Raw genomic sequence first — 26,614 nt, forward strand, 5'->3', positions numbered from 1 at the left:
GGGTGAACCCGGTCACCGTGACGTGCGGCACCGTTCGGTCCGCCGGAGGTATCGATGACCCTTTCGGCTCATTGGCCGCATCCTCGCCGGGGCTACTGCCGTTCGACAACCGGTAGACGTGATCGATTACGGAGGAGGGGGCGGACATGACGCGGGTCGACAAGGACGTCGCGGTGACGGGACTGGGCATGGTGACTGCCGCGGGCGCGGACGAGCACACCTTCTGGGAGGGGCTGTGCGCCGGTGTGTCCATGGCCCGCAGCTGCGAGGAACTGGCTGGACTGCCGGTCGACTTCGGCTGTCCGGTGGACGGGATCGATCTGGACGAGGCGGTCGGCGGGCGTGCGGTGTGGCGGATGGCGCGGTTCGTGAAGATGGCACTGGTCGCCGCCCGCCGGGCGGTGGCGGACGCCGGTCTGTCGTCGGAGCGGTGGGACGGCGACCGGGTCGCCGTGGTGCTCGGCGTCGGGGTGGGCGGGGTGTCCGTGCTCGTCGACAACGTACGCAGGCTCGACGACGGCGGAGCGGACGCGGTGTCGCCGCTCCTGGTCCCGATGATGATGCCCAACGCGGCGGCCGGGGAGGTGGCCATCGCCCTGCGGGCCCACGGCCCCAGTCTGGCCCCGGCGACCGCCTGCGCGTCCGGGGCGACGGCCCTCGCCGTCGCCCGCGACCTGCTGCTGAGCGGCCGGTGCGATGTGGTGGTGGCGGGCGGTGCGGAGGCCGTACTGACCCCGCTGGTGGTGAGCGCCTTCGCCGGAATGGGCGCGCTCTCGCCGCGCACCGGGGATCCGTCGGGGGCGTCGCGGCCGTTCGCCGCGGACCGGGACGGGTTCGTGATCGGCGAGGGCGCCGCCGTGCTCGTACTGGAACGGACGGCCGATGCGCTCGCCCGGGGCGGACGGCCGCGCGCCCTGCTGACCGGTGCGGGTTCCGCCACCGATGCCCATCACCCCACGGCCCCGGACCCGGACGGCGGCGGCGCGCGCAAGGCCGTCGAGGCCGCGCTGCGCGAGGCGGGCTGGGCGGCCCACGAGGTCGACCACATCAACGCGCACGGCACGTCGACCCCGCTGAACGACGCGATGGAGACCGCACTGATCTCCGGGCTCTTCCCCCACCGGCCGTCGGTGACCGCCCCGAAGGGCGTGCTCGGGCACACCCTCGCGGCGTCCGGGGCGATCGAGGCGGTCGCCACCGTACTGACCCTGGAGCACGGCCTCGTCCCGCCGATCGCCAACCTGGACTCGCTGCCGGACGGGTTCGACCTCGACTGCGTGGTCAAGGAACCCCGGATCCAGCAGGTCGAGCGGGCGCTGAGCCACTCCTTCGGCTTCGGCGGACACAACGTCGTACTCGCTTTCCAACGCGTCGACGCGGACGGCCCGCCACCCGCGGACCCGGGTGTCCTCGCCGTTGCTTGATCGTTATATTTTCATGACCGCAACGATCGACAGCCCTTCCACGGAACGGTCCACGGACCTCCTCACCGGTGTGCTCCTCGGCGACAACTTCCGCCGGGAGCACGGTTTCTGGCAGCGGCTGATCAGCACCGAACCCTTCCGCCGCCCGGACCGCAGCACGACCGAGGAACGCCTGGCTCTCACGTACGAGCGGCTGCGCGTCCTCAACGACTGCCTGGACAGCGGCGCCCAGCTGGCCGCCGACCACCGCGCCCTCGCGGCCCTGCACGAATGGCTGGGCCCGGTGGACCCGGCGCTGACCACGGTGGCGGGCATCCACTACAACCTCTTTCTCGGCAGCCTCCTCGACCACGGCGGCGACCGCGATCTGTCGGACTTCCTGAGGCTGCGGCGCATCGGCACCTTTCTCTGTACGGAGGTGGCACACGGCAACGATGCCGCGGCCGTCGAGACCGCGGCCGAGTACGACCGCGAGCGCGACGGATTCGTGCTCCGCACACCGCACGCCGGGGCCCAGAAATTCATGCCCAACACCAGTCCGGCGGGCGGCCCCAAGACCGGGCTCGTGGCCGCGCGGCTGCTCGTCGACGGCGCCGATCAGGGGGTCTTCCTCTTTCTCGTACCGCTCACCGACGGTGTGCAGGCTCTGCCCGGCGTACGGATCCGCAGGCTCCCCACCCGCACCGGCAGCCCGGTGGACCACTGCCTGACCTCCTTCGACCAGGTCTTCGTCGGACGCGCCGCGCTGCTCGGCGGGGACCACGGACGGATCGGTGCGGACGGCGAGTTCAGCAGCACCCTCGACAACCGAAGGCGTCGCTTCCTCGCGTCGATCGGGCGGGTCACCTCCGGCAAGATCTCGATGACGGCCTGCGCGGTCGGCTGCGCGCGGGCCACACTCGCCGTCGCCGTCCGCTACGGCGGCCACCGGTACGTCTCGGGCCCCCGGGGCTCGCGGCAGGTGCCGGTGATCGCCCACCGCAGCCATCACGGACCGCTCGCGTCCGCCACGGCCACCGTCTTCGCGATGAGCCTGCTGCACCGCAGGGCACTGGACCGCTGGGAAGGGGGCGGGCAGCGGGAGGAGGCGGAGCGCCTGGTCGCCGTCGCCAAGGGGTGGGTCACCTGGCAGGCCAGGTCCGTGATCGTCGAATGCCGTGAACGCTGCGGCGCCCAGGCGCTCCTGGAGAACAACGGCATGAGCGAACTCCTCACCGGAGTGGAGGGCGCCATCACCGCCGAGGGCGACAATATGGCCATCCACGCCAAGGCGGCCGCGGAGATGCTCTTCGCCACCGCACCGGGCGGGCCCGAGGCTTCCTCCGGCGGCGGACCCGGCGAACTCGACGACCCCCGGTTCCTCGGGAGGCTGCTCGCGGAACTGGAGCGGATCTGGTTCGGCCGGGCCCGGGAGCGGATGCGCCGCGCACCGCACGGTGATCCGCTCGCGCGGTGGAATGTGGCGTCCGGGCCCGCCCTGCGCGGTGTCGAGGCCCACGCCCAGTGGCAGGCGGCCGAGGCGTACGAGGAAGCGGTGGCCGCGCTGCCCGAGGGGCCCGCCCGCGAACGGCTCGGCGAGCTGCAACGGCTCTTCGCGCTCGACCGGATCGCCCGCAACAGCGGTGACCTGCTGGCAGCGGGCCTGTTGACCGCCGACCAGGTCAACGGACTGCCGGACCGGGTGGAAGAGCTCATCGCCATGGTCGCCGCCCAACTGCCCGACCTCGTCGAGTCCTTCGCGCTGCCGCCGGAGCTGCTCGCCGACTGGCCCATCGCCGGAGCCGACTACGTGGCTGCCTACGACGATCCGGGAGCCGCCTGGCGGACGGGCGGGGACCGGGCGACGGTTCAGGACGAGCGGTGAGGGCCATGACGAGGAGGGGAACAGCTGTACGGGGTCACCGGATCAGGGAGGCGGCCGGGGCTCTCGGAGTCCGGGTTGTCCTGCTGGCCTACTGGGGTACGGCGTCCGTCCTGGCCCGGTGGTGCGGGGAGCGCGGGGAGGACGGTGCCGAATCGGTTCGGCACAAGGCGTAACTGGAGGCACTCCACCCAGTTGATTCGGCGTCGGGACGGTGTCACCGCCGGCCCGACAGCCGGACCGAATGATGGAGAGAAAGCTCATGAGTGCGATTCATCCCAAGATCACCGAGGTTCTGACACACACCTTCAAAGTGCCCGTTGCCGAGATCCACCCGGGCTCCACGATGGACAGCCTGGAGATGGACTCCCTCGCCGTCGCCGAGTTCGCCGTCCTCATCAGGGAGACGGCCGGCGGCAACCGGGACTTCGACCAGCTCCCCAAGGACGCGACGCTGGCCGACATCACACGGTTCATCGACCCGGCAGCCGGCCGCGGCGCGCGGGTGGGCGGCGGGACCGCGATGAGCAACGCCCGATGAACAGGCCGGCCGTCGCCGTCACCGGCCTGGGCATGATCACCCCGGTCGGCAACGACACCGAATCCACCTGGCGGGGCGTGTGCGCGGGCGTGTCACCGGCCCGTACCGTCGCCGAGCTCGAAGGGTGCGCGATCGACTTCGCGTGCATGGTCGACGGCATCGACCTGGACGCCGCGATCGGCGGTCGGGCGTCCTTCCGCATGGGGAAGTACGTGAAACTCGCCGTGCTCGCCGCCCGGGAGGCGGTCGCCGACGCGGGGCTGGACCCGGCCCGGTGGGAGGGCGCCCGGGTCGCGGTGGTCGTCGGCACCAGCAGCGGGGGTTCCGCTTCGCTGACCGAGCAGGCCGTCGTGCTCGACCGGTTCGGAGCAGGGGCCACCTCGCCCTCGGGCATCCTGCTCACCATTCCCAACATGCCCGCCGCCGAGATCGCGATCCAGCTGCGGGCCACCGGACCCAGCATGGCCCCGTGCACCGCCTGTTCGTCCGGCGTCACCGCGCTGTCCGTCGCCCGCGACCTCCTGGTCACCGGGCAGTGCGACATCGCTGTCGCCGGAGCCACCGAGTCGATCGTCTACCCGGCCGCCATGGCCGGGTTCGCCAGGTCCGGAGCCGGGGCCCGGACGGACGGCGACCCGGCCACGCTGTGCCGTCCCTTCGCGGCCGACCGGGCCGGTCTGGTCATGGGCGAGGGCGCGGCCGTCATGGTGCTGGAACGGGTGGACGACGCCGATGCCCGGGGCGCGGCCCCACGGGCGCTGCTCGCCGGAACCGGCGCCACCACCGACGCCTACCACCCCATCAGTCCGCATCCGTCCGGCACGGTCGCCCAGGCGGCGGTGGAGGCCGCGCTGCGCGACGCGGGCTGGGCGGCCGAGGACGTCGAGCACGTCAACGCACACGGCACGGCGACCCCGGTCAACGATGCCACCGAGGCCGCCCTCATCGCCCGGGTCTACCCGCACCGGCCGCCCGTCACCGCCCCCAAGGGCGTACTGGGGCACTGCATGGGGGCGGCCGGAGCGATCGAGGCCGGGCTCACGGTCCTCACGCTCCAACGCGGAGTCGTACCACCGATCGCCAACCTGGACGCCCCGGCGCCCGAGTTCGACATCGACTGCGTCACCGAACAACCGCTGCGGCAGCCCATCCGGCGGGCCGTCAGCCATTCCTTCGGCTTCGGCGGACACAACGCCGTCATCGCTCTTCAGCGTCCGTAGGCATCCGGCAGGTGGTGCGACGGGATATACAGCCCGGCGTACCACCGGCCACACCCCCCATGAGCTGCGCAGAGCCTCGTGATAGCTTGCCGGAGCCAGTCGAACTCCACGTCATGGGGTCAGGGAATCCGGTGAGAATCCGGAACTGACGCGCAGCGGTGAGGGGGACGGGCGGGGCCACGGCCACTGGGACCACCCTCGGGTGTCCTGGGAAGGCGTCCCGTCCGAAGGAACCCGAGTCCGAAGACCTGCTGGCGCCCGCGACCCGGCACCGGGCCGCGGAACTCCGTACAGCGGGCTCCGCGCATGAGCCCAGAGACGCAGAGGGACTCCGTGCCGTCCATAGCCAGCCCTGTCCGCATCATGGCCCTGCTCTCGGCGGGACTCGTCCTGCTGACTGCCTGCGGAGGCGGAACCGACGACTCCGCCGCGAAGCCGGACTCCGCGGACGGATACCCGGTGACGCTGAAGAACTGCGGACGCACCGTCACCGTCGAAGCCGCGCCACGGCACGCCGTCTCGGTGGACCAGGGATCGACGGAGATCCTGCTCTCCCTCGGCCTCGCCGACCGGATGGCCGCCACCGCGACCTGGACCGACCCGGTGATGAAGGGCCTGGAGAAGGCCAACGCCGAAGTGCCCAGGATCGCGGACAACCGGCCGTCGTCGGAGAAGGTCCTCGACCGCGAGCCCGACTTCGTCAGCGCGTCGTTCGAATCGACGCTCGCCAAGGGCGGCGTCGCACCACGCGAACAGTTCGAATCGCTCGGCGTCCCCACCTATGTCTCGCCCGCCGACTGCACCGGCAAGGACAACAGCGGCGGCGGCGACGGCGCCCGTACCGCCCCGCTGACCATGGACAGCGTCTACGGCGAAGTGCACGAACTGGCCGAGGTGTTCGGCGTACCGAAGCGCGGTGACGCGCTCGTGGCGCAGTTGCGGGCCCGGGTGAAGAAGGCGACCGAGGGCATCGACGCCTCCGACGCGACCCTCCTGTACTGGTTCTCCGACTCCAAGGCCCCGTACCTGGCCGGCTGCTGCGGAGCCCCCGGGATCATCACCGAAGAGCTCGGCGCGAAGAACGTCTTCGACGACACCCATGAGGAATGGCCCCAGATCAGCTGGGAGACCGTCGCCGACCGCAACCCCGACGTCCTGGTCGTCGGCGACCTGACCCGCAAGGCCCAGACCGCCGAGAGCGCCGCGAAGAAGATCGAATTCCTGGAGTCCAACCCCGTCACGAAGAACATGGACGCCGTCAGGCACAAGCGGTACGTGCTGCTGAGCGGCCAGTCCATGAACCCGTCCATCCGGACGGTCGAGGGCATCGAACGCGTGGCGGCCGGACTGCGCAGGTTCGGGCTCGCCGGGTGACGGGGACCGAACGGGGCACGGCGGTGGCCGCGCCGCCCGCCCCCGCCACCCCCCTCCGCGCCACGACGGGCGTACGGAGACTGCGCGGCGGGGCCCTGTGGGGCTGCGGCGCCGCGTTGCTCGTCATCTCCGTCGCGGTCGCCGTCACCATCGGCCCCGCCCGGATCTCCGTGGCCGACGTCTGGTCCGCGGTGGCCTCCCACCTCGGCTGGGGCCGTTCACGGCTCTCCCCGATCCGGGACGGCATCATCTGGAACCTGCGGATGCCGCGCACCCTGCTCGCCGCGGTGTGCGGTGCCGGGCTCGCGGTGTGCGGCACCGTCATGCAGTCGCTGCTGCGCAATCCGCTTGCCGACCCGTTCGTCCTCGGTGTCTCCTCCGGAGCGTCCACCGGCGCGGTCGTGGTCGTCGTCCTCGGCGTCGGCGGGGGAGCGGTGTCGATCTCGACCGGCGCGTTCGTCGGAGCGCTGTGCTCGTTCGCCTTCGTGCTGCTGCTCAGCCACACCCTGGGCGGCACGACCGACCGGGTCGTGCTCTCCGGTGTCGCAGCCATGCAGCTGTTCTCCGCGCTCACCTCCTTCGTCGTGATGACCGCCGCCGACGCCGAGCAGACCCGCGGGGTGCTGTTCTGGCTGCTCGGCTCGCTCAGCGGGGTAGGCTGGACCGATGTGTGGATCTGCTCCGCCGTCCTCGTCGTGACCCTGCTGATCTGCCTGGGGCACGCCCGCACGCTCGACGCCTTCGCGTTCGGGCAGGACGCCGCAGCCACGCTCGGCGTCCATGTCGCGCGCACCCGGATCGTGCTGCTGTGCACGACCGCACTGCTGACCGCCGCACTCGTCAGCTCGGCCGGTGCCATCGGCTTCGTCGGTCTGGTGCTGCCGCACGCGGCCCGCGCCCTCGCGGGTTCCGGGCACCGGCGGCTGCTGCCGGTCACGGCCCTGGCCGGGGCGGTGTTCCTGGTCTGGGTCGACACCCTCGCCAGGACGGTCCTCGACCCGCAGGAGGTGCCCGTGGGCGTGGTCACCGCTCTGATCGGCGTACCCGCGTTCGTCCTGGTCCTGTACCGCACCCGGAGGACCGCATGACGGGGGCGGCCACCTCGGGGCTGCGTGCCGAACGGGTCGGCCGGGCGGCGGGTGGCCGCCTCATCCTCGACGGGGTCGACCTCGCCCCGCCGCCCGACGCCACCGTGGGGCTGATCGGACCGAACGGATCCGGCAAATCGACCCTGCTGCGGGTGCTGGCGGGGGTCCTCGCCCCGGAGACCGGCGTGGTCACCCTCGACGGACAGCGGCTCGCCGGGATCGGCCGCCGTACCGTGGCCCAGCGGATCGCCGTGGTCGACCAGCACGCCGTCACTCAGGTCGAGTTGAGCGTGCTGGACGTCGTCGGGCTCGGGCGCGTCCCGCACCGCAGGGCCTGGTCGGCACCGACTGCGGAGGACGACGAAGCGGTGCGCGAAGCACTCGCGCGGACCGGCCTCGCCGACCGCGGCGACCAGTCCTGGCACACCCTTTCCGGCGGCGAGCGCCAACGCGTCCAGATCGCGCGGGCACTGGCCCAGCAGCCGCGCGAGCTGCTCCTAGACGAACCGACGAACCACCTCGACATCCAGCACCAGCTGGAACTCCTCGCGCTGATCGCCTCCCTGCCGCTGACCGGTGTGATCGCCCTGCACGACCTCAATCTGGCCGCGATGTTCTGCGACCGGATCGTCGTGCTGAAGGAGGGGCGGGTGGTGGCCGCCGGCACCCCCTCGGAGGTGATCACCGAGGAGCTGATCGCCGATGTCTACCGGGTCACGGCACGCGTCACGCCGGACGGGCCGGACGGGCGGCCCTCGGTGCGTTTCCTGCCGGGGCGTCCTGCGGGGACGTAGGGTCTTTCGTTCCGGACCATGGATCATGCCGGGCGCGTGGGCCGTGCCGGGCTGGTGGAACATGCCGGGACCGCCGCCGTGGCGGGGCCCCGACGGCGAGAGGGCGGACCCCGGCACGACACGGGTCCGCCCTCATTCTCCGGGCGCGGCTGCCCGCCGCGGTGCGCGGGACGGGGTCAGGGGCGGCGTCCCTGGCCGAATTCGCCGCCGATGTCCTTGCCGCCGATGTCCGCGCCGTCCGCGTAGTCGATCTGCTCCTTGCGGAGTTCGGCGGAGACCTCCTTCTGCTCGGTCACCTTCTTGGTCTCCATCCGCACCCGCTCGACGGGCACGGTCTCCTTGCGCGTGGTCGCACGTTCCGCGTGCAGGGTGACCTCGACGTCCTGCTCGCGGATGGCGGCACGTTCCGCCGCCTGGTCGCCGGGCTTCAGCGGCTCGCGGATCAGGCGCACCTCTTCGTGTGTCACGGGTACGGTCCTGGTGACGTTCTCGGTGACGACGTACTTGTGCAGCCGTGCCGTCCCGCTCTCGTACTCCTCGGTTCCGACGAGCAGCTGCTCCTCGGAACGGATCATCTCCTCCTTGCCGCCCAGGTCGGCGGAGGACCGCTCGGTGCCCGCCCCGGCGCCGACGAGGGGACGCGAGGTGCCGGCCGCCCCGGTGTCTCGGTGCTTGCCCTGACCCATGCCGGTCCCGCCTGCTGCCATGCCGGACGAGGTGGTGCGGGCCGTGCCCGTACCGGAGGCGGTGGTGCCGGTCATGGCCGTCTTGTCGGACCCGGTGGTGCGTCCCGCGCCGGCCGCCCCCATGGCCCCGGCTCCGGCGGCTCCCGCCGCCCCCATGGCCGTGGTGCCCTTTCCGGACGCCGTCGTGGTTCCCGTGTCCGTACGGCCGCCGAGCTTGGCGGTGGTGTTCCTGGCGAGGCCGTAGTGCTTGTAGAGCTCTTCCTCCTCCGCCACGGACAGATGCGCGTCCGCGTCCACCCGAGGCGCTTCCTTGACCCGGTCCTTCGGATGCGAGATGTGCAGATCGGATCCCACGCGGCGGGCTCCGGCAAGCGGAACGAAGCTCTCCTTCATGCCGAACAGGCCGGTCTTCACCGTGATCCAGTCCGGTCGGCCGGTGTTGTCGTCGACATACACCCGGCCCACACTGCCGACCTTCTCGCCGTCGGTGTCGTACACCGTCAGACCGTCGAGCTCTCCGGAATCCGTGAAACCGTCAGCGGCTCCCATGACCGATTCCTCCTCGTCCGGGCGCGTCCTGTGGCTGGGGCCATCAGAGGAGGCGCGTCCGCATTCCATCGCGCCTCACCCGGATGGACGCTGCAACCTCCCGGGTCGTGGCGGCCGGCTGCCGCATGCTCGACGGTTGGGCGGTGACCGCCTGCCACGGCGCTGTGCGCCCCGTTCCCGTGTTAGGCCATTCGGGTGAGGTGCGGAGGCTGCGCGCCGGGCCTTCGGGCCTGGGGCGGGACCGGGGCCGGGCGGGCGGGCGGGGTGGCGCGGGGCCGGACCTTCCCGGAGGTGCCGGAACGGCAGGGTGCCGCCGGGCGGGCCGCCGCGCCACGAAACCGGGGGATCCGCCCGGCGTTGTACCCGGCATGAACACGCTGCGTGGCGCATTCGACGAAGACGCGGAGCTCTACGACCGGATGCGCCCGTGCTTTCCGTCGGAGCCGGTCGCCGGGATCGTGAAAGCCGGCCGGACTCAGCCCTCGGTGCAGGGTGCTCGAAGTCGGGCCCGGTGCAGGGCAGTTGACGGTTCCGCTCGCGGAGTCCGGCCGCAGGGCGCGCATCGGCCGTGAGCTTCCCTGGTTCGGCACGGTGCACCGCGCCCGGCCGCACCGCCCGACCCGCGACGTCACCCCCGGCGGCTCCGCCGTACCCGGCCCGAGGACACACCCGTGGTCGCACTCGTCCTCGAACAGCTCCTCACCCGCGCACGGGCGGCACGCCGGTGGCCCTCCGCCGCCCGCCGACGGCGCCTTCGCCGTACCGAAGTGAATTTCCCGGAAACCCTTGACACCCGCTGGACGCAGCCGCATCCTTTCGCCAGAAATCGCAACGGCGTTGCGATTTCCGCACCGGCGAGTCGAATCACATGGACGAAGGAGGACCGGCCCCATGGCGGAGCACGGCACGGACACCGGCCCCGAGGCCAGGACCCAGCCCCCCGGCGTCCTGCAGACCGTGGACCGGGCCCTGCTGGTCCTGCTCACCTTCACCGAGCAGCGGCCCGAGTGGGGCGTCAGCGAGCTGGCCCGTCACCACGGCTGGGACAAGGCCGTCGTCCAGCGCCTGCTCACCACACTGACCGCGCGCGCCTTCCTGGTCTGCGACGACCACACGCGCCGCTACCGTCCCGGGCCCGCCCTGTCCAGGCTGGCCAGGGTCAGCGAACACAGCGGGGTGCTTTCCTCGCTCGCCAGGCCGGTGCTCGCCCGGCTGCTCCGCGAGACGGGCGAAAGCATCGTCCTCAACGTGCCGCACGGCGGCAGCTACCGCTGCGAAGCCGCCGTCGACGGCACCGGACCCGTCCGGTACACCGCGATCATCGGCGCGGTCATGCCCGGCCACGCCGGGGCCTCCGGACACGCCATCTTCGCGTACCACCCCGAACGCGAGATCCGCCAGATGTTCGGCCCCACCGGGCTGACCCGCTTCAACGACCGCACCATCACCGACCTGGACGCCCTGCTCGCCTGCTACGCGCGGGTCCGTGCCGACGGGTACTGCATCAGCCACGGCGAGTACGACGAAGCCGTGACCGCGGTCTCCGCCCCCGTCTTCCAGGGCGACGGTGTCCCCGCCTCCCTGACCGTCATCGGCCCCTCCCACCGGGTGGACCGGGCCGCCGACGCCCTGGTGGCGCTGGTACGCGCCGGAGCGGCGGAGATCACCACCGCTCTCGGCGGCTGAACCGCCGCACCAGTACGCGACCACCCACCGTCCCGAACGCGACCTCCCCGCGTCGTCGGTGTGCCGGGCCCTGCCCGCGCGCACCCTCCGGGGACGCCGACCTCCTCAGCCCTGCTCACCGAAGGGGGTGCCCCATGGCGCACCATGTCTCCGCCCCGCACCCTGCCCCACCGCCGGGCCCCGGCACCGACGACGTCCGGTCGCATCCGCGCGTCCTGGAGCCCGTACTGCTGGTCATCCTGGTGGTGCTCGCCGCCGTCGGCGCCATCATCGGCATCGACCTGGTCTCCGAACTGGGCATCTCCGCCAACACCTCCGTGGTCGGCGCCCTCGTCGCCATGCTCATCGGACGCATCCCGCTGGGCTTCCTGCGCCGGATGCGTTCCGTGCACCGGCAGAACCTCGCACAGAGCGCCATCTCCGCCGCCACCTTCGCCTCCGCGAATGCGCTGCTGACCTCCGTGGCCGTGCCGTACGTCTTCGGGCGCAAGGACCTGGTCTGGCCGATGCTCGCCGGAGCGTTCATCGGCCTGATCGTGGACGCCTGGGTGCTCTACCGCGCCTTCGGTTCCCGGCTGCTGCCCGCCGACGCGGCCTGGCCGCCCGGAACGGCCGCCGCCGAGACCATCAAGGCCGGTGACCGGGGCGGCCGCCGGGCCCTCATCCTCGCCGGTGGTACGGCCGTCGGCCTGGCCGAAACCCTCTTCAGTCTGCCGCTCTCCGCGGCCGGCGTCGCCTTCCTCGGCAATGTCTGGGCACTCATGATGTTCGGCATCGGCCTGATGCTGCGCCAGTACGGTCCCGACCTCTTCCACACCGATCTGGGCGCCGGATACATTCCGCACGGCGTCATGGTCGGCGCCGGAATCGTGGCGCTCGGCCAGGCCGTGCACCTGCTGATCGGTCGTCGCGAGCGCAAACGACAAGCGGCTGCCGAAGAGACGCGGACCGCGGCCGTCCTGGCGGACCCGAGCGTCGCGTACACCGTCGACGAGCGCGCACTGCGGCTCTCCCTGATCCGCGGCTACGCCCTGTTCACCGCGGGCGCCGCGATCCTCGCCGTGCTCGGCGGGCTGATCGGCGACATGAGCCCGCTGGGCATCGTCGGCTGGGTGCTGTTCGCGGCCTTCGCCGCCCTGGTCCACGAGCTGATCGTCGGCCTCGCCGCCATGCAGTCCGGCTGGTTCCCGTCCTTCGCCGTCACCCTGATCTTCCTCATCCTCGGACTGGCCATAGGCATCCCGTCCGTGCCGCTGGCCCTCCTGGTCGGATACGTCTCCGCCACCGGCCCGGCCTTCGCCGACATGGGCTACGACCTGAAGGCCGGCTGGCTGCTGCGCCGCGACCACCGCCCCTGGGACCCGTTCGAGCGCGAAGGCCGCCGCCAGCAGTTCCTCGCCGCCCTCATCGGCTTCGCCGTCGCCCTCGTCGTCGTCGCCGTCGCCTGGCGCTCCTACTTCGGGCAGGGCCTCATCCCGCCCGTCGCCAAGGTGTACGCCGACACCATCAAGAGCGGACTCAGCGACCCGGACGCGGTGCGCACCATGCTGTTCTGGGCCGTCCCCGGTGCCGCCGTCCAACTGCTCGGCGGCACCCGCCGGCAGATGGGCGTCATGCTCGCCACCGGCCTGCTCATCCTCACCCCGCAGGCCTGCTGGCTGGTCCTCGGCGCCCTGGCAGTCCGGGTCGGCTACCGCAAGCTGCGCGGCCCCGCCGCCGACGAGGAACTCAACCTGGTCGGTGCCGGACTGATCGCGGGCAGCTCGCTCGGCGACTCCGCCCAGATCCTCAAGACCTGACGGCCACCACCCCTGAACCACTGCCCGTACCACCGCATCACTCAGCACCACCCGCACGGCAAGGAGAACCCTCCATGGACATGTACAGCAGGCTCGAACCGCGTCCCGAGTACCTCAGCTTCGAACTCGCCCTGGCCGCCCGCAAGCTCGTGGAGGAGGTCATGCTCGTCAAGCGCGGCGAGCACGTCGTCCTCACCGGCGACACCAGCAGCGACCGCCGGGTGATCGAGGCCACCGCCCAGGCCGTCGCCGCGGCCGGCGCGCACCCCGTCGTCGTCTGGTACGAGACACTGCCCGGCGCGTCCATGGAACCGCCCCGGCCCGTGGCCGGTGCCATCGCCGACGCCGATGTGTGGATCGAGTTCGCCGTCTCGTACCTGATGCACTCCGACGCCTTCCGCGCCGCCATGGCGAACGGCTGCCGCTACACCAACCTCACCGCGATGGACGTCCAGATGCTGGTCGCCACCGTCGGCCGCCCCGACTTCCAGGGAGTCATCCGCCTCGGCAAGGCCCTCGTCGCGCTCCTGGAGGCCGCCGACGAGGTGCGTATCACCTCCGCCAACGGCACCGACCTGGTGGGCCGCAACGGCGACCGGCCGATCAACCTGCGCGGCAAGCCCGCGGAGAAGCCCGGCGAGACCGTGATGCTCTCCGGCCAGATCTCCTGGAACCCCCTCGAAGAGACCCAGGACGGCGTCCTGGTCTTCGACGGTGCCCTGTGGCCGCCGGACGAGATCGGTCTGCTGCGCTCGCCGGTCCGCTGCACCGTAGAGAAGGGCGTCGTCACCAAGATCGAGGGCGGCGCCGACGCGGACACCTTCCGCCGCTGGATGAAGTCCTTCGACGACCCGAACATGTTCCGGATCGCGCACTGGTCGCTCGGCTTCAACCCGGGCGTCCTCGCTCCGACCGGCCGCATCGTCGAGGACGAGCGGGTCTTCGGCTGTGTCGAGCTCGGCATCGGCACCAAGGGCGCCTGGATCGGCGGCGAACCGTGGGTGGCCGCGGCGCACACCGACGGCAGCGTCCTCGGCCCGTCCATCTACCTGGACGGCGTGGCCATCGAGGAGAACGGGCGCTACGTGCACCCGGAGCTCGTCGAGATCTGCCGGGAGCTCGGCGTCGCCGGCTACTGACCCGGTACGAGCGGGCGGGCCCGGCCCGCCCGCGGCCTGTCCGGAGCACCATCCGGGTTCCGGGCCCCGATCCTTCCGGATGGTCCCGGGCCCGGGACCATCCGGAACCCGGACCCGTGGCGGGCGGGCCCGCACCACCCCCGGTGCGGCCCGCCCGCCCCCCGTGAAACCGTTCTGCGACCAGGTCCTGATCCGCCGGACAGGCCCCTGCCCCGCGCAACGTGAAAGGAGCGCCCATGTCCACCCCCGCCCCCGTCTCCTACCGCCACGGCGGCCTGGTCAGCACCGACCACACCCTCGACGTGCCGCTCGACCACCACACCCCCGACGGCCCCACCATCGGCCTGTTCGCCCGCGAAGTGGTCGCCGTGGGCCGGGAACACGAGAACCTGCCCCGCCTGCTCTGGCTCCAGGGCGGACCCGGCGGCCGCGCCGAGCGTCCCAACGCGGCGGGCGCCTGGCTGCGCCGCGCCCTCGCCGACCACCGCGTCGTCCTGCTGGACCAGCGCGGCACCGGCCGCTCCACCCCCGCGGACCGGATCACCCTGGCCCGCTTCGGAACCGACTCCGCGGCCGCCGCCGGGTACCTCGCGCACTTCCGCGCCGACTCGATCGTCCGCGACGCCGAACTGCTGCGCCGACACCTCCAGGGCGAACAGCCGTGGAGCGTCCTCGGCCAGAGCTTCGGCGGATTCTCCACCCTCACCTATCTCGGCCTGGCCCCCGAAGGACTCGCCCAGGCCTACATCACCGGCGGGCTGCCGCCCCTCACCGGTCACGCCGACGACGTGTACCGGGCCGCCTACGCGCGCACCCTCGCCCACAACGAGCGCTACTTCGCCCGCTACCCCGGCGACCAGCCGCTCGCCGATGCCGTCGCCGCGCACCTCGAAGCGCACGACGTCCGCATGCCGACCGGCGAGCGGCTCACCGTCCGCCGCTTCCAGACCGTCGGCATCACGTTCGGCACCTCGGCGAAGTTCGACTCGCTCCACTACCTCCTGGAGACCGCCTTCACCGACGGAGCCCACGGCCCGGAGCTCACCGACACCTTCCTGCGCGGTGTCGACGCCGCCGTCTCCTTCGCCGAACGCCCCCTGTACGCCGCACTCCACGAGCCGATCTACGCCCAGGGAGGCCGCCCCACCGACTGGTCGGCGCACCGCGTCCGGGAGGAGTTCCCCGCCTTCGACGCCACCTCGGGCGGCCCGCTCCGGTTCACCGGAGAGATGGTCTACCCCTGGCAGTTCGAGGAGGACCCCGCGCTCGTCCCGCTGCGCGGCGCCGCCGAGGCCCTCGCCGCCCGCACCGAGTGGCCCGCTCTCTACGACCTGGACCGGCTCGCCGCCAACGAGGTCCCCGTCGTCGCGGCCGTCTACCACGACGACATGTACGTCGACCGCGAGCAGGCCCTCGCCACGGCCGACGCGGTCCGCGGTCTGCGGACCTGGGTCACCGACGCCTACGCCCACGACGGGGTGCGTGCCGACGCCGCCGTGCTGGACCGGCTGATTGCCATGGCCCGCGGTTAGGGCCTCTCGTCCGGACCGGGCCGGGGCACGCGAGCCCGGTCCGGACGAGAGACCCGATGTCCGACCTTTCGTGCCGGGGCGGAGCAACTGCGGGAGCGCCCCGCCCCGGCACATATGATCGACGGGCCACGTGCCGACCGTCGTCCTGCCGCGCCACCGGGGGTGCCCCATCCGTTCCGTACGCAGCCGGTTGCCCGAACAGCGCGGTGAACTGCTGGCCCGTCACGAGGACGGTGCGGACCTGCACCATCTGGTGTGGCGGCTCGGGCCGGGGTGGCGGGTCTGCGGCAGCGCCGTGCTCGGCGGCGGCATCGGTCCGCGCGACTGGATCCTCAACGCCCAGGTGCCCGGCGGCTATCCGCGCCTGGACCCCGACCGCCACCTCGCCGAGATCGCCGCCGCCGAACACCTCACCGGCCCCGGTGCCGGGCTGATGACGGCCGCCGACGTGACCGCGTACACGGTCGCGGCCGACGAGGGCGTGACGGCGACCGCCACCTGCGGACTCGGCGTACGCGGCTGGGCCGCCGCCCCGGCGGAGGGCACCGGGGGGCGGCCGCGTCCGGGCACGATCAACATCGTCGTCACCCTCCCCGTGCCCCTCTCCGACGCCGCACTCGTCAACGCCGTCGCCACGGCCACCGAGGCCAAGGTCCAGGCGCTCCTGGACGCGGGTCTCGACTGCTCGGGCACCCCCACGGACGCCGTCTGCATCGCCGCGCCCTCCCCGGGACCCGCCCCCGCCGAACCCTTCGCGGGACCGCGCTCCCGCTGGGGCGCGCGACTCGCCAGGGCCGTGCACGCTGCCGTCCTCGAAGGCGCGCTCCGGCAATCCTGAGAACTCACAGCTCCACGGGCCGGCCCGTGGCGCGGCCGACGCAAGGGAGTCCCCTCATGACATCGAGTGCTGCCGACACCACCCCGAAGCGGCCGGTCGTCGCCGTTCTCGGCACCGGAATCATGGGATCGGGAATGGCCCGGAGCCTCCTCCGGGCCGGACTCGTGGTCCGCGCCTGGAACCGTACGCGGTCCAAGGCGGACCCGCTCGCCGCCGACGGCGCCACCGTCACGGAGACGGCGGAGGAGGCGGTACGCGGTGCGGATGTCGTCCTCACCATGCTCAACGACGGCCCCTCCGTCGCCGCCGCGCTCGCCGCCGCGTCCGGGGGACTGCACGCCGGCCAGGTCCTGCTCCAGAGCACGACGGTCGGGCCCGACGCCACCGCCGATCTTGCCCAGCGTGCCGCGGACCTGGGCCCGGTCTATCTCGACGCACCGGTCTCCGGTACCAAACAGCCCGCGGAACAAGGCGCGTTGACGGTCCTCGTCGCCGGTCCCTCCGCCGTCCGCGCGACGGTCGAACCCGTGCTGGACGCGATCGGGCAGCGCACGGTCTGGGTCGATGAGGCCCCGGGAGCGGCCTCGCGACTGAAACTCGTGGTCAACACCTGGGTGATCACCACGGTCAACAACATCGCGGAATGCCTCAACCTCGCGGAAGGGCTGGGCATCGATCCGCAGATCTTTCTCGACGTCATGAAGGGCGGCCCGCTGGACTCGGCGTATCTGCAGGGCAAGTCCGCCGCGGTCCTGTCCGGCGATCTCACCCCGAGCTTCGCCCTGTCCACCGCGCTCAAGGACACCCGCCTCATCCTGGACGCCGCGCAGTCCTCGGGGGTGCGGCTGGACCTGGTCGCGGCGTCGGCCGACCGTTTTCTGCGCGCCGAGGCGGCGGGGCACGGCGGCGAGGACATGATCGCCACCTACTACGCGGGCCGCGCCCCGGAGAAGGACGGCGGCTGAGCCTCCCCACCGGTCGGCCCGAGGACGCCGGGGCGAACAGCTCCGGGCCTGCGTGACGGGCCGGCCCGGTGGCCGCGGACCGGGACGAGGGGGGTCACTCCTCGACGAGCATTCCGCTGCGGAGCTTCCGCAGAATCCTGCTGATCAGCCGCGACACATGCATCTGCGAGATGCCGAGTTCCGCGCCGATCCGGGACTGTGTCATCTCCTGGCCGAAACGCATGTCGATGATGCGACGCTCGCGAGCGTCGAGACAGCCCAGCAGTGGCGCGAGCGCGTGCAGATTCTCGACCGTCTCCAGGGCGGGATCCGGACCGCCCAGGACATCGGCGAAGGTGCGCCCCGGCGCGTGGCGCCGCCCCGCCTCCGAGGGATCGGCCGGCATGTCCAGCGAACCCGCCGCGTACCCGTTGGCCGCCACGATGCCCTCGGTGACCTCGTCCTCGCTCAGCCCCAGCTGCTCGGCCAGCTCCGGGACCGTGGGGTCACGGTCGAGCTCCGTGACGAGCGACTCCTTGGTCCTGGCGATGTCGACCCGCAACTCCTGCAGCCGGCGCGGGACATGCACGGCCCAGGTGGTGTCGCGGAAGAATCGTTTGATCTCCCCGGTGATGTACGGGACCGCGAAGGAGGTGAACTCGACTTCGCGGGACAGTTCGAACCGGTCGATGGCCTTGATCAGCCCGATGGTGCCGACCTGGACGATGTCCTCCATGTCGCCGCCGCTCCGGTTGCGGAACCGTCCCGCGGCGAACCGTACGAGAGAGAGGTTCATCTCGATGAGGGTGTTCCGCGCGTACTGATGGGCGGGGGTCCCCTCCTCCAGGACCTGGAGGCGGCCGAAGAACAGCCTGGACAGCTCGCGCGCGTCACAAGGAGCGATCTTGCCCGCGTCCTCGATCCACGGCAGGCCGCCGATGTCCCCGGCCGACACGTCCGCCGGTGTCGGGCGGGCACTCTCCGCTCGCTCCGTACCGGCGGTCCGCGCAGTGTGCGCCGTCATCTCGTCACGCTCCCCTGGTCGTAGCCCATGAGGTGTATGCACCTGCCCCCGGACGGAAAACCCATGCGGAAAAGGGGAAAGTTGATCAGGGCACACGGCATCTATGGCCGGGAATTGTCGTGACTGCCCGTCATATCCCCACGACTCGGGGGCGGGACAGCAGAACCGCCCCACCGGTACGGGGGAGCCCGGTGGGGCGGTCGCTCAACAGACTGCCACAGCCGACGGGGCAATGGGGACCGACCGGCGCATATCCAGCGGTAGTTGAGTCGAAATCGACGGTGTTCCGACTTCGGTGGTGCAGGTTCGGGAGGAAGACGGCAACTTCGGCCGGCGGACCGTCGCCGTCGCTCCGCCGCCTCACAACGGGTCCGCGGTACCGAGGCGCGCGGCCGCGATGGAACGGCTGCGCGCCGCTGCGACGGCACCCACCACCGGCATGGCCAGTACGGCCAGGGCGACGGGTCCGAAGCCGCCCTCGGACGACACGTCCATCACCACCACCTCGCCCGCGGACAGCATGGTCCCCACCACGAAACAGGCCAGGCCGCGCAGGGGAGCGGAGGCGAGCACGCGTGACGGCACGACAGCCAGCACCATGCCCGTCATCAGGCCCAGCCCCGCCCCCACGGCGAGGGAACCCAGCACGGCGACGGAGCCCGCCACGGGCTTCTCGAGCGTGCTTCCCACCGGCCCTCCGAACAGCCCCGCCAGCGCGATCACCGCCCACAGCGCGGCGCACATCCCGGCCGGGACCGCCCCTGCCCGGATGCCGAACAACAGCCCACGCCGCACCACGGCACCCGACGCTCCCATGTGTGTCCCCCTGCCCGTGCACCGCGCGTCCGCTGTCTCCCGAAGCCCGGCCCCTGGCGATGCGTTTCAGTGGGGCCGCGACATCTTCGCAGGTCCACCGGTCCCGTGGTCATCGCGTGGGCCATCATGTGGTGGACGGATGGCGTGGCCGAGGGGGGCACAGGTGATCTCCGAGCCGGAGATGGTGGGCGAGTTCGGTGCGGTCGGGGCGGGCGAGGTGGTGGGCGACTTCGACCGGAAGCCCACGGGAGGTCCCCGGACGCGTCGCCCGTGGTTGTGGGCGCTGGGTGGAGCCGTCGTGGCTTCGGCCGTGTGGGCAGGTGCGGTGTACCTGCATCCCTTCGGGGACCGGAAACCGGACATGCACGGATACCGGCTGGAGGAGGACCCGTGTCCGACCGTGCGGCTGAGGGCGATAGGCGCGGCGATAGCGCCGAAGGACGAGACGCCCAGGCTCAAGCCGGAGCTCCTGAACGACCCGGCCGTGGACCGGGCGGAGTGCTTCATCTCCCTTCGGTCACCGGCCGCGAAGAAGTCGCTCGGGAACCGCTGGTACACCGACTACTCCGTCGGGATCACGGTGGCACTTCACAAGAGGTCCGACCCCGCAGCCGAATTCGAGGCGATGCGCGGGGTGACCGATGCCGGTGTCGATGCCGATGTGAAGGTGGAGAAGGTCCCGAACCTCGGCGACAGCGCGTACGTGCTGACGCAGGACGACGGCACTGCGGAACTGCGGGTACTGGAGGGCGGCGCGGTCCTCTCGCTGAGTCTCGCCTCCTACACGCAGTACAACAGCGACGGGGGCGAAGTCCCGTCCGACGAGGGGCCGGACACCTCGGACCTGTCCCCGTACCAGTCCGCGATGATCAGCGACATGCGTGACCTGATGAGGAGCCTCAAGGGCTGACCCCGGCTTCCGGTGCCGGTACCGGTCCGGCGAGTCTCGTGGACCCGGTCGCGGGCGGCCCGCGCCGAATCATTGCAGCCCGGTGAACGCTCCGCCGAGAGGGAATACGTGCCCGGACGAGGGCCTTCCTGCTGCTGTGGTGATCGGTGACCGGCCCGGCCGCCGGTGTCGTGAACAGGAGAGAGGTAGCTCATGCCCAAGGCGTACGTGTTCACCCGCAACGGCGGGCCGGAGGTGGAGGCCCTCATCGAGCAGGACGTGCCGGTGCCGGGCCCAGGTGAGCTGCTCGTCGCGGTCCGGGCTGCCGGGGTCAACCCGGTCGACTGGAAGCTGCGCACGGGGTACATCAGGCCCGGCAGCGTGTCGCAGCCCTTTCCCACCGTCTTCGGCAGCGAGGCCGCCGGGGTCGTCGCGCGGATCGGCCCGGACGTCGAAGGGTTCGCGATCGGGGACGAGGTCTTCGGCAACCCGGTGACCGGCGGGTACGCCGAGTACACGCTGCTGCCCGTCGCCGTGACCGCCCACAAGCCGGCCGGGCTGTCGTTCACCGACGCGGCGGTACTGCCGGTCGCGGCCGCCACCGCGTACGACGGTATCCGTCAGCTGGACCTCGCCCCCGGCTCGACCCTGCTGATCACCGGGGCCGGGGGCGGTGTGGGAACCGCGGCCGTACAGCTCGCCCGGCACGGCGGCGTCCATGTCCTCGGCGCCGCGAGCACGGCCAAGAAGGACTTCGTCGAGTCGCTCGGCGCGGTGCACGTCGAATCCGGCCCCGGACTCGCCGACCGGGTGCGGGCGGCGGCCCCCGACGGCGTGGACGCGGTCTTCGACCTGGTCGGCGGCGACGCCCTCAGGGCCGCGGCCGCACTGCTCGCGGACCCGGCCGCACTGATCAGCGCCGGGGGCAAGCCGCTGGCCGTGGAGCTCGGCGGGGCGGCCGTCGAGCGGGCCCGCACCGCGGCGGTCCTCGACGAGGTGGCGAACCTCGTCGTCACCGGCGCCCTGCACACCCATGTGAACCGGGCCTTCCCGCTCGCCGGGGCGGGGGACGCGCTGCGCGCCGTGGAGAACGGACACACGCTCGGCAAGATCGTGATCGAGGTGGTCGCGTGAGCACGCCCCATGCCGCTGCCGGCACCGTGCACCCGCTGGACAACCCGGTCCGCTCCGCACTGACCGGCCCGCACGCCCACTTCGCCGAGCGCCGCGGCCGAATCCTGCGCTACCAGGCGGACGTGGCCCCGTGGGTCGCGATCCCGGACGTCCCGGAGGCCGGGGACTGGGACGATGCGTCGGCGCTGGCCGGACCCGGCGGTGCCGTCACCATCACCGCCTTCCGCGAGCCGCCGCCGGACGACTGGGAGATCGTCTTCCGGGCCGAGGGCGTCCAGCTCGTCGATGCCGGGGTCGCGACGGCACCCTTCCCCGAGGCCGTACGGCTCGGCCCCGCCGATGTGCCCGACATGCTCGCCCTGGTCGAGCGCACCCGGCCGGGCCCGTTCCTGCCCCGCACCGTCGAGCTCGGCACCTACCTCGGGGTACGGCGCGAGGGGGTGCTTGTCGCCATGGCCGGCGAACGGCTGCACCTGCCGGGCTGGTCCGAGATCAGCGCCGTCTGCACCGACGAGTCCGTACGCGGTCAGGGACTCGGCACCGGACTCGTGCGCGCCGTCGCCCACGAGATCGGGCGGCGCGGCGAAACCTCGTTCCTGCACGCCGCCGCCTCCAACACCAACGCCGTCCGGCTCTACGAATCCCTGGGATTCGTGCTCCGCCGCCGGACGTCCTTCCTCTCGGCGCTCGTCCCGCAACCGCTGCCGACGCGCCTGCCCGCTCCCGTCGGCGGTGAGCGCGAGGCCCGCACGGCAGCCGTGGGCTGACCCGCGATTCGGGACCTTCGGCCCACCGGCGGAGGGCCGAAGGTCACTGCCGCCTCCCGTCTCGGGACCTTCGGCGCGGCCAGAGAGGCCGTAAGCCTCGTGTGCCGCCCCCCGGAGTCGGGTGAACTGGGACGGAACGCCGGCGCCGGGCCGGCAGATCCCGGGAGGAGCCGGCCGTGACGATCGGGCTTCCGCGCCTGCTTGCCCCACGTGGAGAGACGCTCCCGGGGGCGGATGCGGGGGAGGCGGCCGTTCACGCGCCACGGGTCGGGAACCCCGCGCTGTTCGGCGGTCTGGCCCTGCTGACGGCCCTGGTCGTCCTGCTGGACACCCGGACCGGTGAGGACCTGCGCCTCGTACCGCTGCTGGTGGTCGTGCCCGCACTCGTGTCGGTCTTCGGAACGATCCGGCAGACCGTGGGCGTCTCCACCCTGATCATGATCGTCGCCGTCGGCTCGCTCCTGGTGTCCGGCGGCACGTTCTGGGACATCACCACCGGCGTGATCGTCACCGTGCTGGCCTGCTGCCTGGGCGTCGGCGCCTGCGCGCTGCGGATCCGCCACGCCACGCAGATCGCCCGGCTGCGCTCCGCCGCCGTCGCGCTCCAGCGCCAGATCCTGCGCCCGTTGCCCATTCTGACCGACCAGGTCCTCGCCCACGGCATCTATACGCCGATCGAGGAGGACCGCCTGGTCGGCGGCGACATCTACGAGGTCGTCCAGTCGCCCTACGGAACCCGGGTGATCATCGGGGATGTCCAGGGCAAGGGCCTCGCCGCGATCGGGGCGGGCTTCGCCGTGCTCGGAGCGTTCCGGGAAGCCGCCATTCGCGAGCCCGCCCTGACGGGTGTGGTCGATGCCCTGGAGGACGCGGTCGCCCGGCACAACGTGTTCTCCGCCCAGACCGGGGAGACCGAACGCTTCGTCACCGCGCTGGTGCTCGGTTTCGACGGGAGCGACCGGGTCCAGGCCGTCAACTGCGGCCATCTGCCGCCCCGGCTGCTGCACGACGGCGTGGCCGTTGCCGTTCCGCTGCGCCACACCTCCGTCCCGCTGGGCATGGCGGAACTCAGCCGCGAGGCGAGGGCCGCCGAGTGGCTGGACTTCCCGCCGGGTGCCACGTTGCTGCTCTGCACGGACGGGGTCACCGAGGCGCGCGACGCGTCCGGCGCCTTCTATCCGCTGGATGCCCGGCTGGGCCGCTGGGCGGAACGGGCGCCGTACGAGGTGCTGGAGGCGCTCGACGCGGACCTCGCGGCCTTCTCCGGAGGCGTGCGGCGCGACGACATCGCCGCGCTCGCCCTGCACCGGACAGCGGCCGGCAGCGTCGACCGGCCCACGGCCGCCGACCACGGCGCCCGCCGGGCGGCCGCGGTGTTCAGCGGCCGGTAGCGAGGCACGGAAGGTACCTCTCACAGCGATGGAATGTCCCGACGCGACTCATGTCGCGGCGGGACATTTTTAGGTGTACGGTGCACTTATGAGTCCGGAACGGAAGACCCCGGAGCGGCGGAGCCGCAAGGCCCGCAGGACCCGGGACACACTGGCGCAGTCCGCGTTCGAGCTCGTACTCGACCGGGGCCTGAGGAATGTGACGGTCGAGGAGATCGCGGAACGCGCGGACGTCGACCGGCGCACCTTCAGCCGGTACTTCACGAGCAAGGAAGCCGCGGTCCTGGACTCGCTCCGGGGCGACGGCGACCGGATCAACGACGCCCTGCGGGCCCGCCCCGCCGACGAGCCCCCGCTCACCGCCTACCGCAGGGCCGTCCACGACTGGCTCGAAGACCCCGGCACGCAGGCCTGGCACCGGCGCGAGCGGATCTTCGACCTGCTGGTCCTCGCCGAACAGGAGCCGACTCTCTACGCGGCCTTCCACCACATCCGGGTGGACGCCCAGGAGGACTCGGTCGCCATCGTCGCGGACCGGCTCGGGGTCGACCCGCGACGGGACATCCGCCCTGCCGTCACGGTCGCCGCGGGCGCCGGAGCACTCCTCGCGGCCCAGGCCGCCTGGGCACGCGCCGGGCAACCGGACGACCTGCCCCGACTCATCGGGCAGGCCTTCGACGCCCTCGCCGGGGAACTGCTCGCGCAGCCTCCCGCCGGGCAGGCGCCGAACAGCACCACGGAAGGAAGCACAGACTCATGAGCACCACCCCCACCTCCGCCGACCAGGAGTTCGCCGGCAGGACCGCCCTCATCACCGGCGGAGCCTCCGGCATCGGACTGGCCCTCGCCCACCGACTGGCCGCGGGCGGCGCGTCCGTCGTCGTCGCCGACTACGACGAGGCCAGTGCCCGCAAGGCGGTCGCCGAACTGGAGAGCGCCGGCGCCAAGGCCGCCGCCGTGGCCATGGACGTGACCGACCCCGCCTCCGTCGAAGCGGGTGTGCGCTTCGCCGTCGACACCTTCGGCGCCCTGCGCCTCGCTGTCAACAACGCGGGAATCGGCGGCCCCAGCAGCCCCACCGGCGAGTACGGGATCGAGGACTGGAACCGGGTCGTCGCCACCAACCTCAGCGGTGTCTTCTACTCGATGCGCTACGAGCTTCCGGCCATCGTCGAGGCGGGCGGCGGCGCCGTCGTCAACATGTCGTCGATCCTCGGCACCAACGGCTTCGCCGGATCGCCCGCCTACGTGGCCGCCAAGCACGGCGTCGTCGGCCTCACCAAGACGGCGGCCCTCGAGTACGAGGCCCGGAACGTCCGGGTCAACGCCGTCGGCCCCGGCTTCATCGACACGCCGCCGCTGCGCAACACCGACAGCGTGGCCCGCGACCACCTGATCTCGCTGCACCCGGCCGGCCGCCTCGGCAAGGCGGAGGAAGTCGCCGAACTCACCGCCTTCCTGCTCTCCGACCGCGCCTCCTTCATCCACGGCAGCTATCACCTGGTGGACGGCGGCTACTCCGCCTCCTGAGTGGTGAACGGGGGAACGGGGGCGAGGAATGGAACAAAGAACGTGAGGAGAATTCCATGAAGGCCGTTCAGTACCGCACCGTGGGCGCAGCACCCGAGGTCGTCACCGTGCCCGACCCGGAGCCCGGCCCCGGCCAGGTGATGCTGAAGGTCACCGCCGCGGGTGTCTGCCACTCCGACATCGCCGTGATGAGCTGGCCCGCGGAGCAGATCCCGTTCCCGCTGCCGCTCACCCTCGGCCATGAGGGCGTCGGCACCGTCGCCGCCCTCGGCGACGGAGTGAGCGGGCTCTCGGTCGGTGATTCCGTCGCGGTCTACGGCCCCTGGGGCTGCGGCACGTGCGTCAAGTGCGCCGAGGGCAAGGAGAACTACTGCCTGCGCGCCAAGGAGCTCGGCATCACGCCGCCCGGACTCGGCTCGCCCGGCGCCATGGCCGAGTACATGATCGTCGACGACCCGCGCCACCTGGTACCGCTCGGCGACCTCGACCCGGTCCAGGCCGTGCCGCTCACCGACGCGGGCCTCACCCCGTACCACGCGATCAAGCGGTCGCTGCCCAAGCTGGTACCAGGCGCCACCGCCGTGGTCATCGGCACCGGCGGTCTGGGCCATGTCGCGGTCCAGCTGCTGCGCGCCATGACGGCCGTCCGGGTCATCGCCCTCGACGTCGCCGAGGACAAGCTCGCCCTCGCCCGCGCCGTCGGCGCCCACGAGACCGTTCTGTCCGACAAGGACGCCGCGGCGAAGGTCCGGGAACTCACCGGCGGGATCGGCGCGCAGGTCGTCCTCGACTTCGTCGGAGCGCCGCCCACCGTCGCCACCGCCGGGGCCGCGGCCGCCATCGACTCCGACGTCACGATCGTCGGCCTCGGCGGGGGCGCCCTGCCGGTGGGCTTCGGCTCCCTGCCGTACAACACGACGGTGACCTCCCCGTACTGGGGATCGCGCTCCGAGCTCGCCGAGGTGCTCGACCTGGCCCGTGCCGGAGCGGTCGAGGTCCATGTGGAGACGTACACCCTGGACGAGGCGCCGCTGGCGTACGAGCGGCTGCACCACGGCAAGATCAACGGCCGCGCGGTCATCCTTCCCAACGGTTGACCGGAACCTCGACGGCCGACCGGATCCCAACGGCTGACCGGCCGGGAGCTCCTTCTCACGGCCCCGCGGGCCGTCGCACGGTGCGACGGCCCGCATCGTCATACCCGCGACCGATGCGTACCGTGCCGCCCGAGGAGAGACTGGGCGGATGGAATTCGTCGCGCTGATGACATTGCCCGGACTGGTGATCGGGCTGACCGTGGTCGCCTTTCTCGATCAGCTGATGCTGCGCGCGGGGCGGGTCGGTCTGCTGCCCTGGCGCAACAGCGCGCGGCAGGGGCAGGTGTCGGCGACGGGGTTCGAGCAGCTGCACGCGAGCTTCTCGCCCGGCAAGCAGAGCGAGCTCAAGGAGCGCCAGAGCGCCCTGCTGATGCGCGACGACGAGGAGGACGGCGCGCCGACCCACCGCTCCACCGTCGACCTCGACGGCGGCCGGGCCGTCATCCGCCTGCCCGGCAGCGCCACCCGGTAGGGCTCCGTCCCTTGTGCAC

At 72.2% G+C, this 26,614-nt stretch carries 25 protein-coding genes and 1 riboswitch; of the genes, 22 read left to right on the forward strand and 3 right to left on the reverse strand.

Annotated elements, in window-relative coordinates:
* Positions 1-146: 146 nt before the first annotated feature.
* The 7 genes from OG611_RS24210 (at position 147) to OG611_RS24240 (ending at position 8,302) form a co-directional block, all read left to right on the forward strand.
* Positions 147-1,424, forward strand: a complete 1,278-nt coding sequence (locus OG611_RS24210) for a beta-ketoacyl-[acyl-carrier-protein] synthase family protein (protein WP_266423758.1) — start codon at positions 147-149, stop codon at positions 1,422-1,424.
* 13 nt (positions 1,425-1,437) lie between these two features.
* The gene (locus OG611_RS24215) at positions 1,438-3,288 is read left to right on the forward strand and encodes an acyl-CoA dehydrogenase (protein ID WP_266423761.1); all 1,851 of its coding nucleotides are present in this window, start codon (positions 1,438-1,440) and stop codon (positions 3,286-3,288) included.
* Positions 3,289-3,547: 259 nt separating this feature from the next.
* Complete coding sequence (locus tag OG611_RS24220) at positions 3,548-3,826, forward strand: acyl carrier protein (RefSeq protein ID WP_266423764.1); 279 nt, start codon at positions 3,548-3,550, stop codon at positions 3,824-3,826.
* Positions 3,823-5,046 (forward strand): beta-ketoacyl synthase, encoded by a 1,224-nt coding sequence (locus tag OG611_RS24225; RefSeq protein WP_266423767.1) that lies wholly within the window; start codon positions 3,823-3,825, stop codon positions 5,044-5,046. The genes OG611_RS24220 and OG611_RS24225 overlap by 4 nt, the downstream gene beginning before the upstream one ends.
* A 79-nt stretch (positions 5,047-5,125) precedes the next feature.
* Positions 5,126-5,317: riboswitch (cobalamin riboswitch) on the forward strand.
* A 35-nt stretch (positions 5,318-5,352) separates the two neighbouring features.
* Positions 5,353-6,420 carry an ABC transporter substrate-binding protein gene (locus tag OG611_RS24230; protein WP_266423769.1) on the forward strand — a complete coding sequence of 356 codons (1,068 nt, stop codon included), beginning with the start codon at positions 5,353-5,355 and terminating at the stop codon, positions 6,418-6,420.
* 80 nt (positions 6,421-6,500) lie between these two features.
* A complete protein-coding gene (locus OG611_RS24235) occupies positions 6,501-7,508 on the forward strand; it encodes an iron ABC transporter permease (RefSeq protein WP_266426179.1) in 1,008 nt (335 codons plus the stop codon).
* Positions 7,505-8,302, forward strand: a complete 798-nt coding sequence (locus OG611_RS24240; protein ID WP_266423771.1) for an ABC transporter ATP-binding protein — start codon at positions 7,505-7,507, stop codon at positions 8,300-8,302. Before OG611_RS24235 ends, OG611_RS24240 begins: the two co-directional genes overlap by 4 nt.
* 176 nt (positions 8,303-8,478) lie before the next feature.
* Here OG611_RS24240 and OG611_RS24245 read toward each other — a convergent pair whose 3' ends face one another.
* Positions 8,479-9,537 carry a PRC and DUF2382 domain-containing protein gene (locus OG611_RS24245; protein ID WP_266423774.1) on the reverse strand — a complete coding sequence of 353 codons (1,059 nt, stop codon included), beginning with the start codon at positions 9,535-9,537 and terminating at the stop codon, positions 8,479-8,481.
* Positions 9,538-10,059: 522 nt separating this feature from the next.
* Between OG611_RS24245 and OG611_RS24250 the strand changes: the two genes are divergently transcribed.
* The 7 genes from OG611_RS24250 to OG611_RS24280 all read left to right on the forward strand — a co-directional run bounded on the left by OG611_RS24250 (position 10,060) and on the right by OG611_RS24280 (position 17,496).
* Positions 10,060-10,308, forward strand: coding sequence for a hypothetical protein (locus tag OG611_RS24250; protein WP_266423777.1), 249 nt, complete (start codon positions 10,060-10,062; stop codon positions 10,306-10,308).
* A 120-nt stretch (positions 10,309-10,428) separates the two neighbouring features.
* The gene (locus OG611_RS24255) at positions 10,429-11,223 is read left to right on the forward strand and encodes an IclR family transcriptional regulator (protein WP_266423779.1); all 795 of its coding nucleotides are present in this window, start codon (positions 10,429-10,431) and stop codon (positions 11,221-11,223) included.
* 134 nt (positions 11,224-11,357) lie between these two features.
* On the forward strand, positions 11,358-13,022 hold the full coding sequence (locus tag OG611_RS24260) for an OPT/YSL family transporter (RefSeq protein WP_266423782.1): 1,665 nt from the start codon (positions 11,358-11,360) through the stop codon (positions 13,020-13,022).
* A 74-nt stretch (positions 13,023-13,096) separates the two neighbouring features.
* Complete coding sequence (locus OG611_RS24265; RefSeq protein ID WP_266423784.1) at positions 13,097-14,161, forward strand: hypothetical protein; 1,065 nt, start codon at positions 13,097-13,099, stop codon at positions 14,159-14,161.
* A gap of 236 nt (positions 14,162-14,397) precedes the next feature.
* Positions 14,398-15,693 carry an alpha/beta fold hydrolase gene (locus OG611_RS24270; RefSeq protein ID WP_266423786.1) on the forward strand — a complete coding sequence of 432 codons (1,296 nt, stop codon included), beginning with the start codon at positions 14,398-14,400 and terminating at the stop codon, positions 15,691-15,693.
* A 190-nt stretch (positions 15,694-15,883) separates the two neighbouring features.
* Positions 15,884-16,531, forward strand: coding sequence for an adenosylcobinamide amidohydrolase (locus tag OG611_RS24275; RefSeq protein WP_266426182.1), 648 nt, complete (start codon positions 15,884-15,886; stop codon positions 16,529-16,531).
* A gap of 56 nt (positions 16,532-16,587) precedes the next feature.
* The gene (locus OG611_RS24280; RefSeq protein ID WP_266423789.1) at positions 16,588-17,496 is read left to right on the forward strand and encodes an NAD(P)-dependent oxidoreductase; all 909 of its coding nucleotides are present in this window, start codon (positions 16,588-16,590) and stop codon (positions 17,494-17,496) included.
* Positions 17,497-17,590: 94 nt separating this feature from the next.
* Here the strand turns inward: OG611_RS24280 and OG611_RS24285 are convergent, their stop codons facing one another.
* Complete coding sequence (locus OG611_RS24285) at positions 17,591-18,499, reverse strand: RNA polymerase sigma factor SigF (RefSeq protein ID WP_266423791.1); 909 nt, start codon at positions 18,497-18,499, stop codon at positions 17,591-17,593.
* Positions 18,500-18,859: 360 nt separating this feature from the next.
* Complete coding sequence (locus tag OG611_RS24290) at positions 18,860-19,315, reverse strand: hypothetical protein (RefSeq protein ID WP_266423794.1); 456 nt, start codon at positions 19,313-19,315, stop codon at positions 18,860-18,862.
* Between the two features lie 163 nt (positions 19,316-19,478).
* Here OG611_RS24290 and OG611_RS24295 point away from each other — a divergent pair, with 163 nt between their 5' ends.
* The 8 genes from OG611_RS24295 to OG611_RS24330 all read left to right on the forward strand — a co-directional run bounded on the left by OG611_RS24295 (position 19,479) and on the right by OG611_RS24330 (position 26,595).
* Positions 19,479-20,225, forward strand: a complete 747-nt coding sequence (locus OG611_RS24295; protein WP_266423796.1) for a hypothetical protein — start codon at positions 19,479-19,481, stop codon at positions 20,223-20,225.
* Between the two features lie 192 nt (positions 20,226-20,417).
* The gene (locus OG611_RS24300; protein ID WP_266423798.1) at positions 20,418-21,338 is read left to right on the forward strand and encodes an NADP-dependent oxidoreductase; all 921 of its coding nucleotides are present in this window, start codon (positions 20,418-20,420) and stop codon (positions 21,336-21,338) included.
* Positions 21,335-22,105, forward strand: coding sequence for a GNAT family N-acetyltransferase (locus tag OG611_RS24305; RefSeq protein WP_266423800.1), 771 nt, complete (start codon positions 21,335-21,337; stop codon positions 22,103-22,105). Before OG611_RS24300 ends, OG611_RS24305 begins: the two co-directional genes overlap by 4 nt.
* A 176-nt stretch (positions 22,106-22,281) precedes the next feature.
* Complete coding sequence (locus OG611_RS24310) at positions 22,282-23,496, forward strand: PP2C family protein-serine/threonine phosphatase (RefSeq protein WP_266423802.1); 1,215 nt, start codon at positions 22,282-22,284, stop codon at positions 23,494-23,496.
* A gap of 88 nt (positions 23,497-23,584) precedes the next feature.
* A complete protein-coding gene (locus OG611_RS24315; RefSeq protein WP_266423805.1) occupies positions 23,585-24,256 on the forward strand; it encodes a TetR family transcriptional regulator in 672 nt (223 codons plus the stop codon).
* Positions 24,253-25,026, forward strand: a complete 774-nt coding sequence (locus OG611_RS24320; protein ID WP_266423808.1) for an SDR family NAD(P)-dependent oxidoreductase — start codon at positions 24,253-24,255, stop codon at positions 25,024-25,026. The genes OG611_RS24315 and OG611_RS24320 overlap by 4 nt, the downstream gene beginning before the upstream one ends.
* Before the next feature lie 56 nt (positions 25,027-25,082).
* Positions 25,083-26,123: an NAD(P)-dependent alcohol dehydrogenase gene (locus OG611_RS24325; protein WP_266423810.1), complete on the forward strand. Its 1,041-nt coding sequence runs from the start codon at positions 25,083-25,085 to the stop codon at positions 26,121-26,123.
* Positions 26,124-26,271: 148 nt separating this feature from the next.
* On the forward strand, positions 26,272-26,595 hold the full coding sequence (locus tag OG611_RS24330) for a DUF6191 domain-containing protein (protein ID WP_266423813.1): 324 nt from the start codon (positions 26,272-26,274) through the stop codon (positions 26,593-26,595).
* Positions 26,596-26,614 lie beyond the last annotated feature (19 nt).

This window comes from Streptomyces sp. NBC_01363 (assembly GCF_026340595.1).
Taxonomy (GTDB): Bacteria; Actinomycetota; Actinomycetes; order Streptomycetales; family Streptomycetaceae; genus Streptomyces.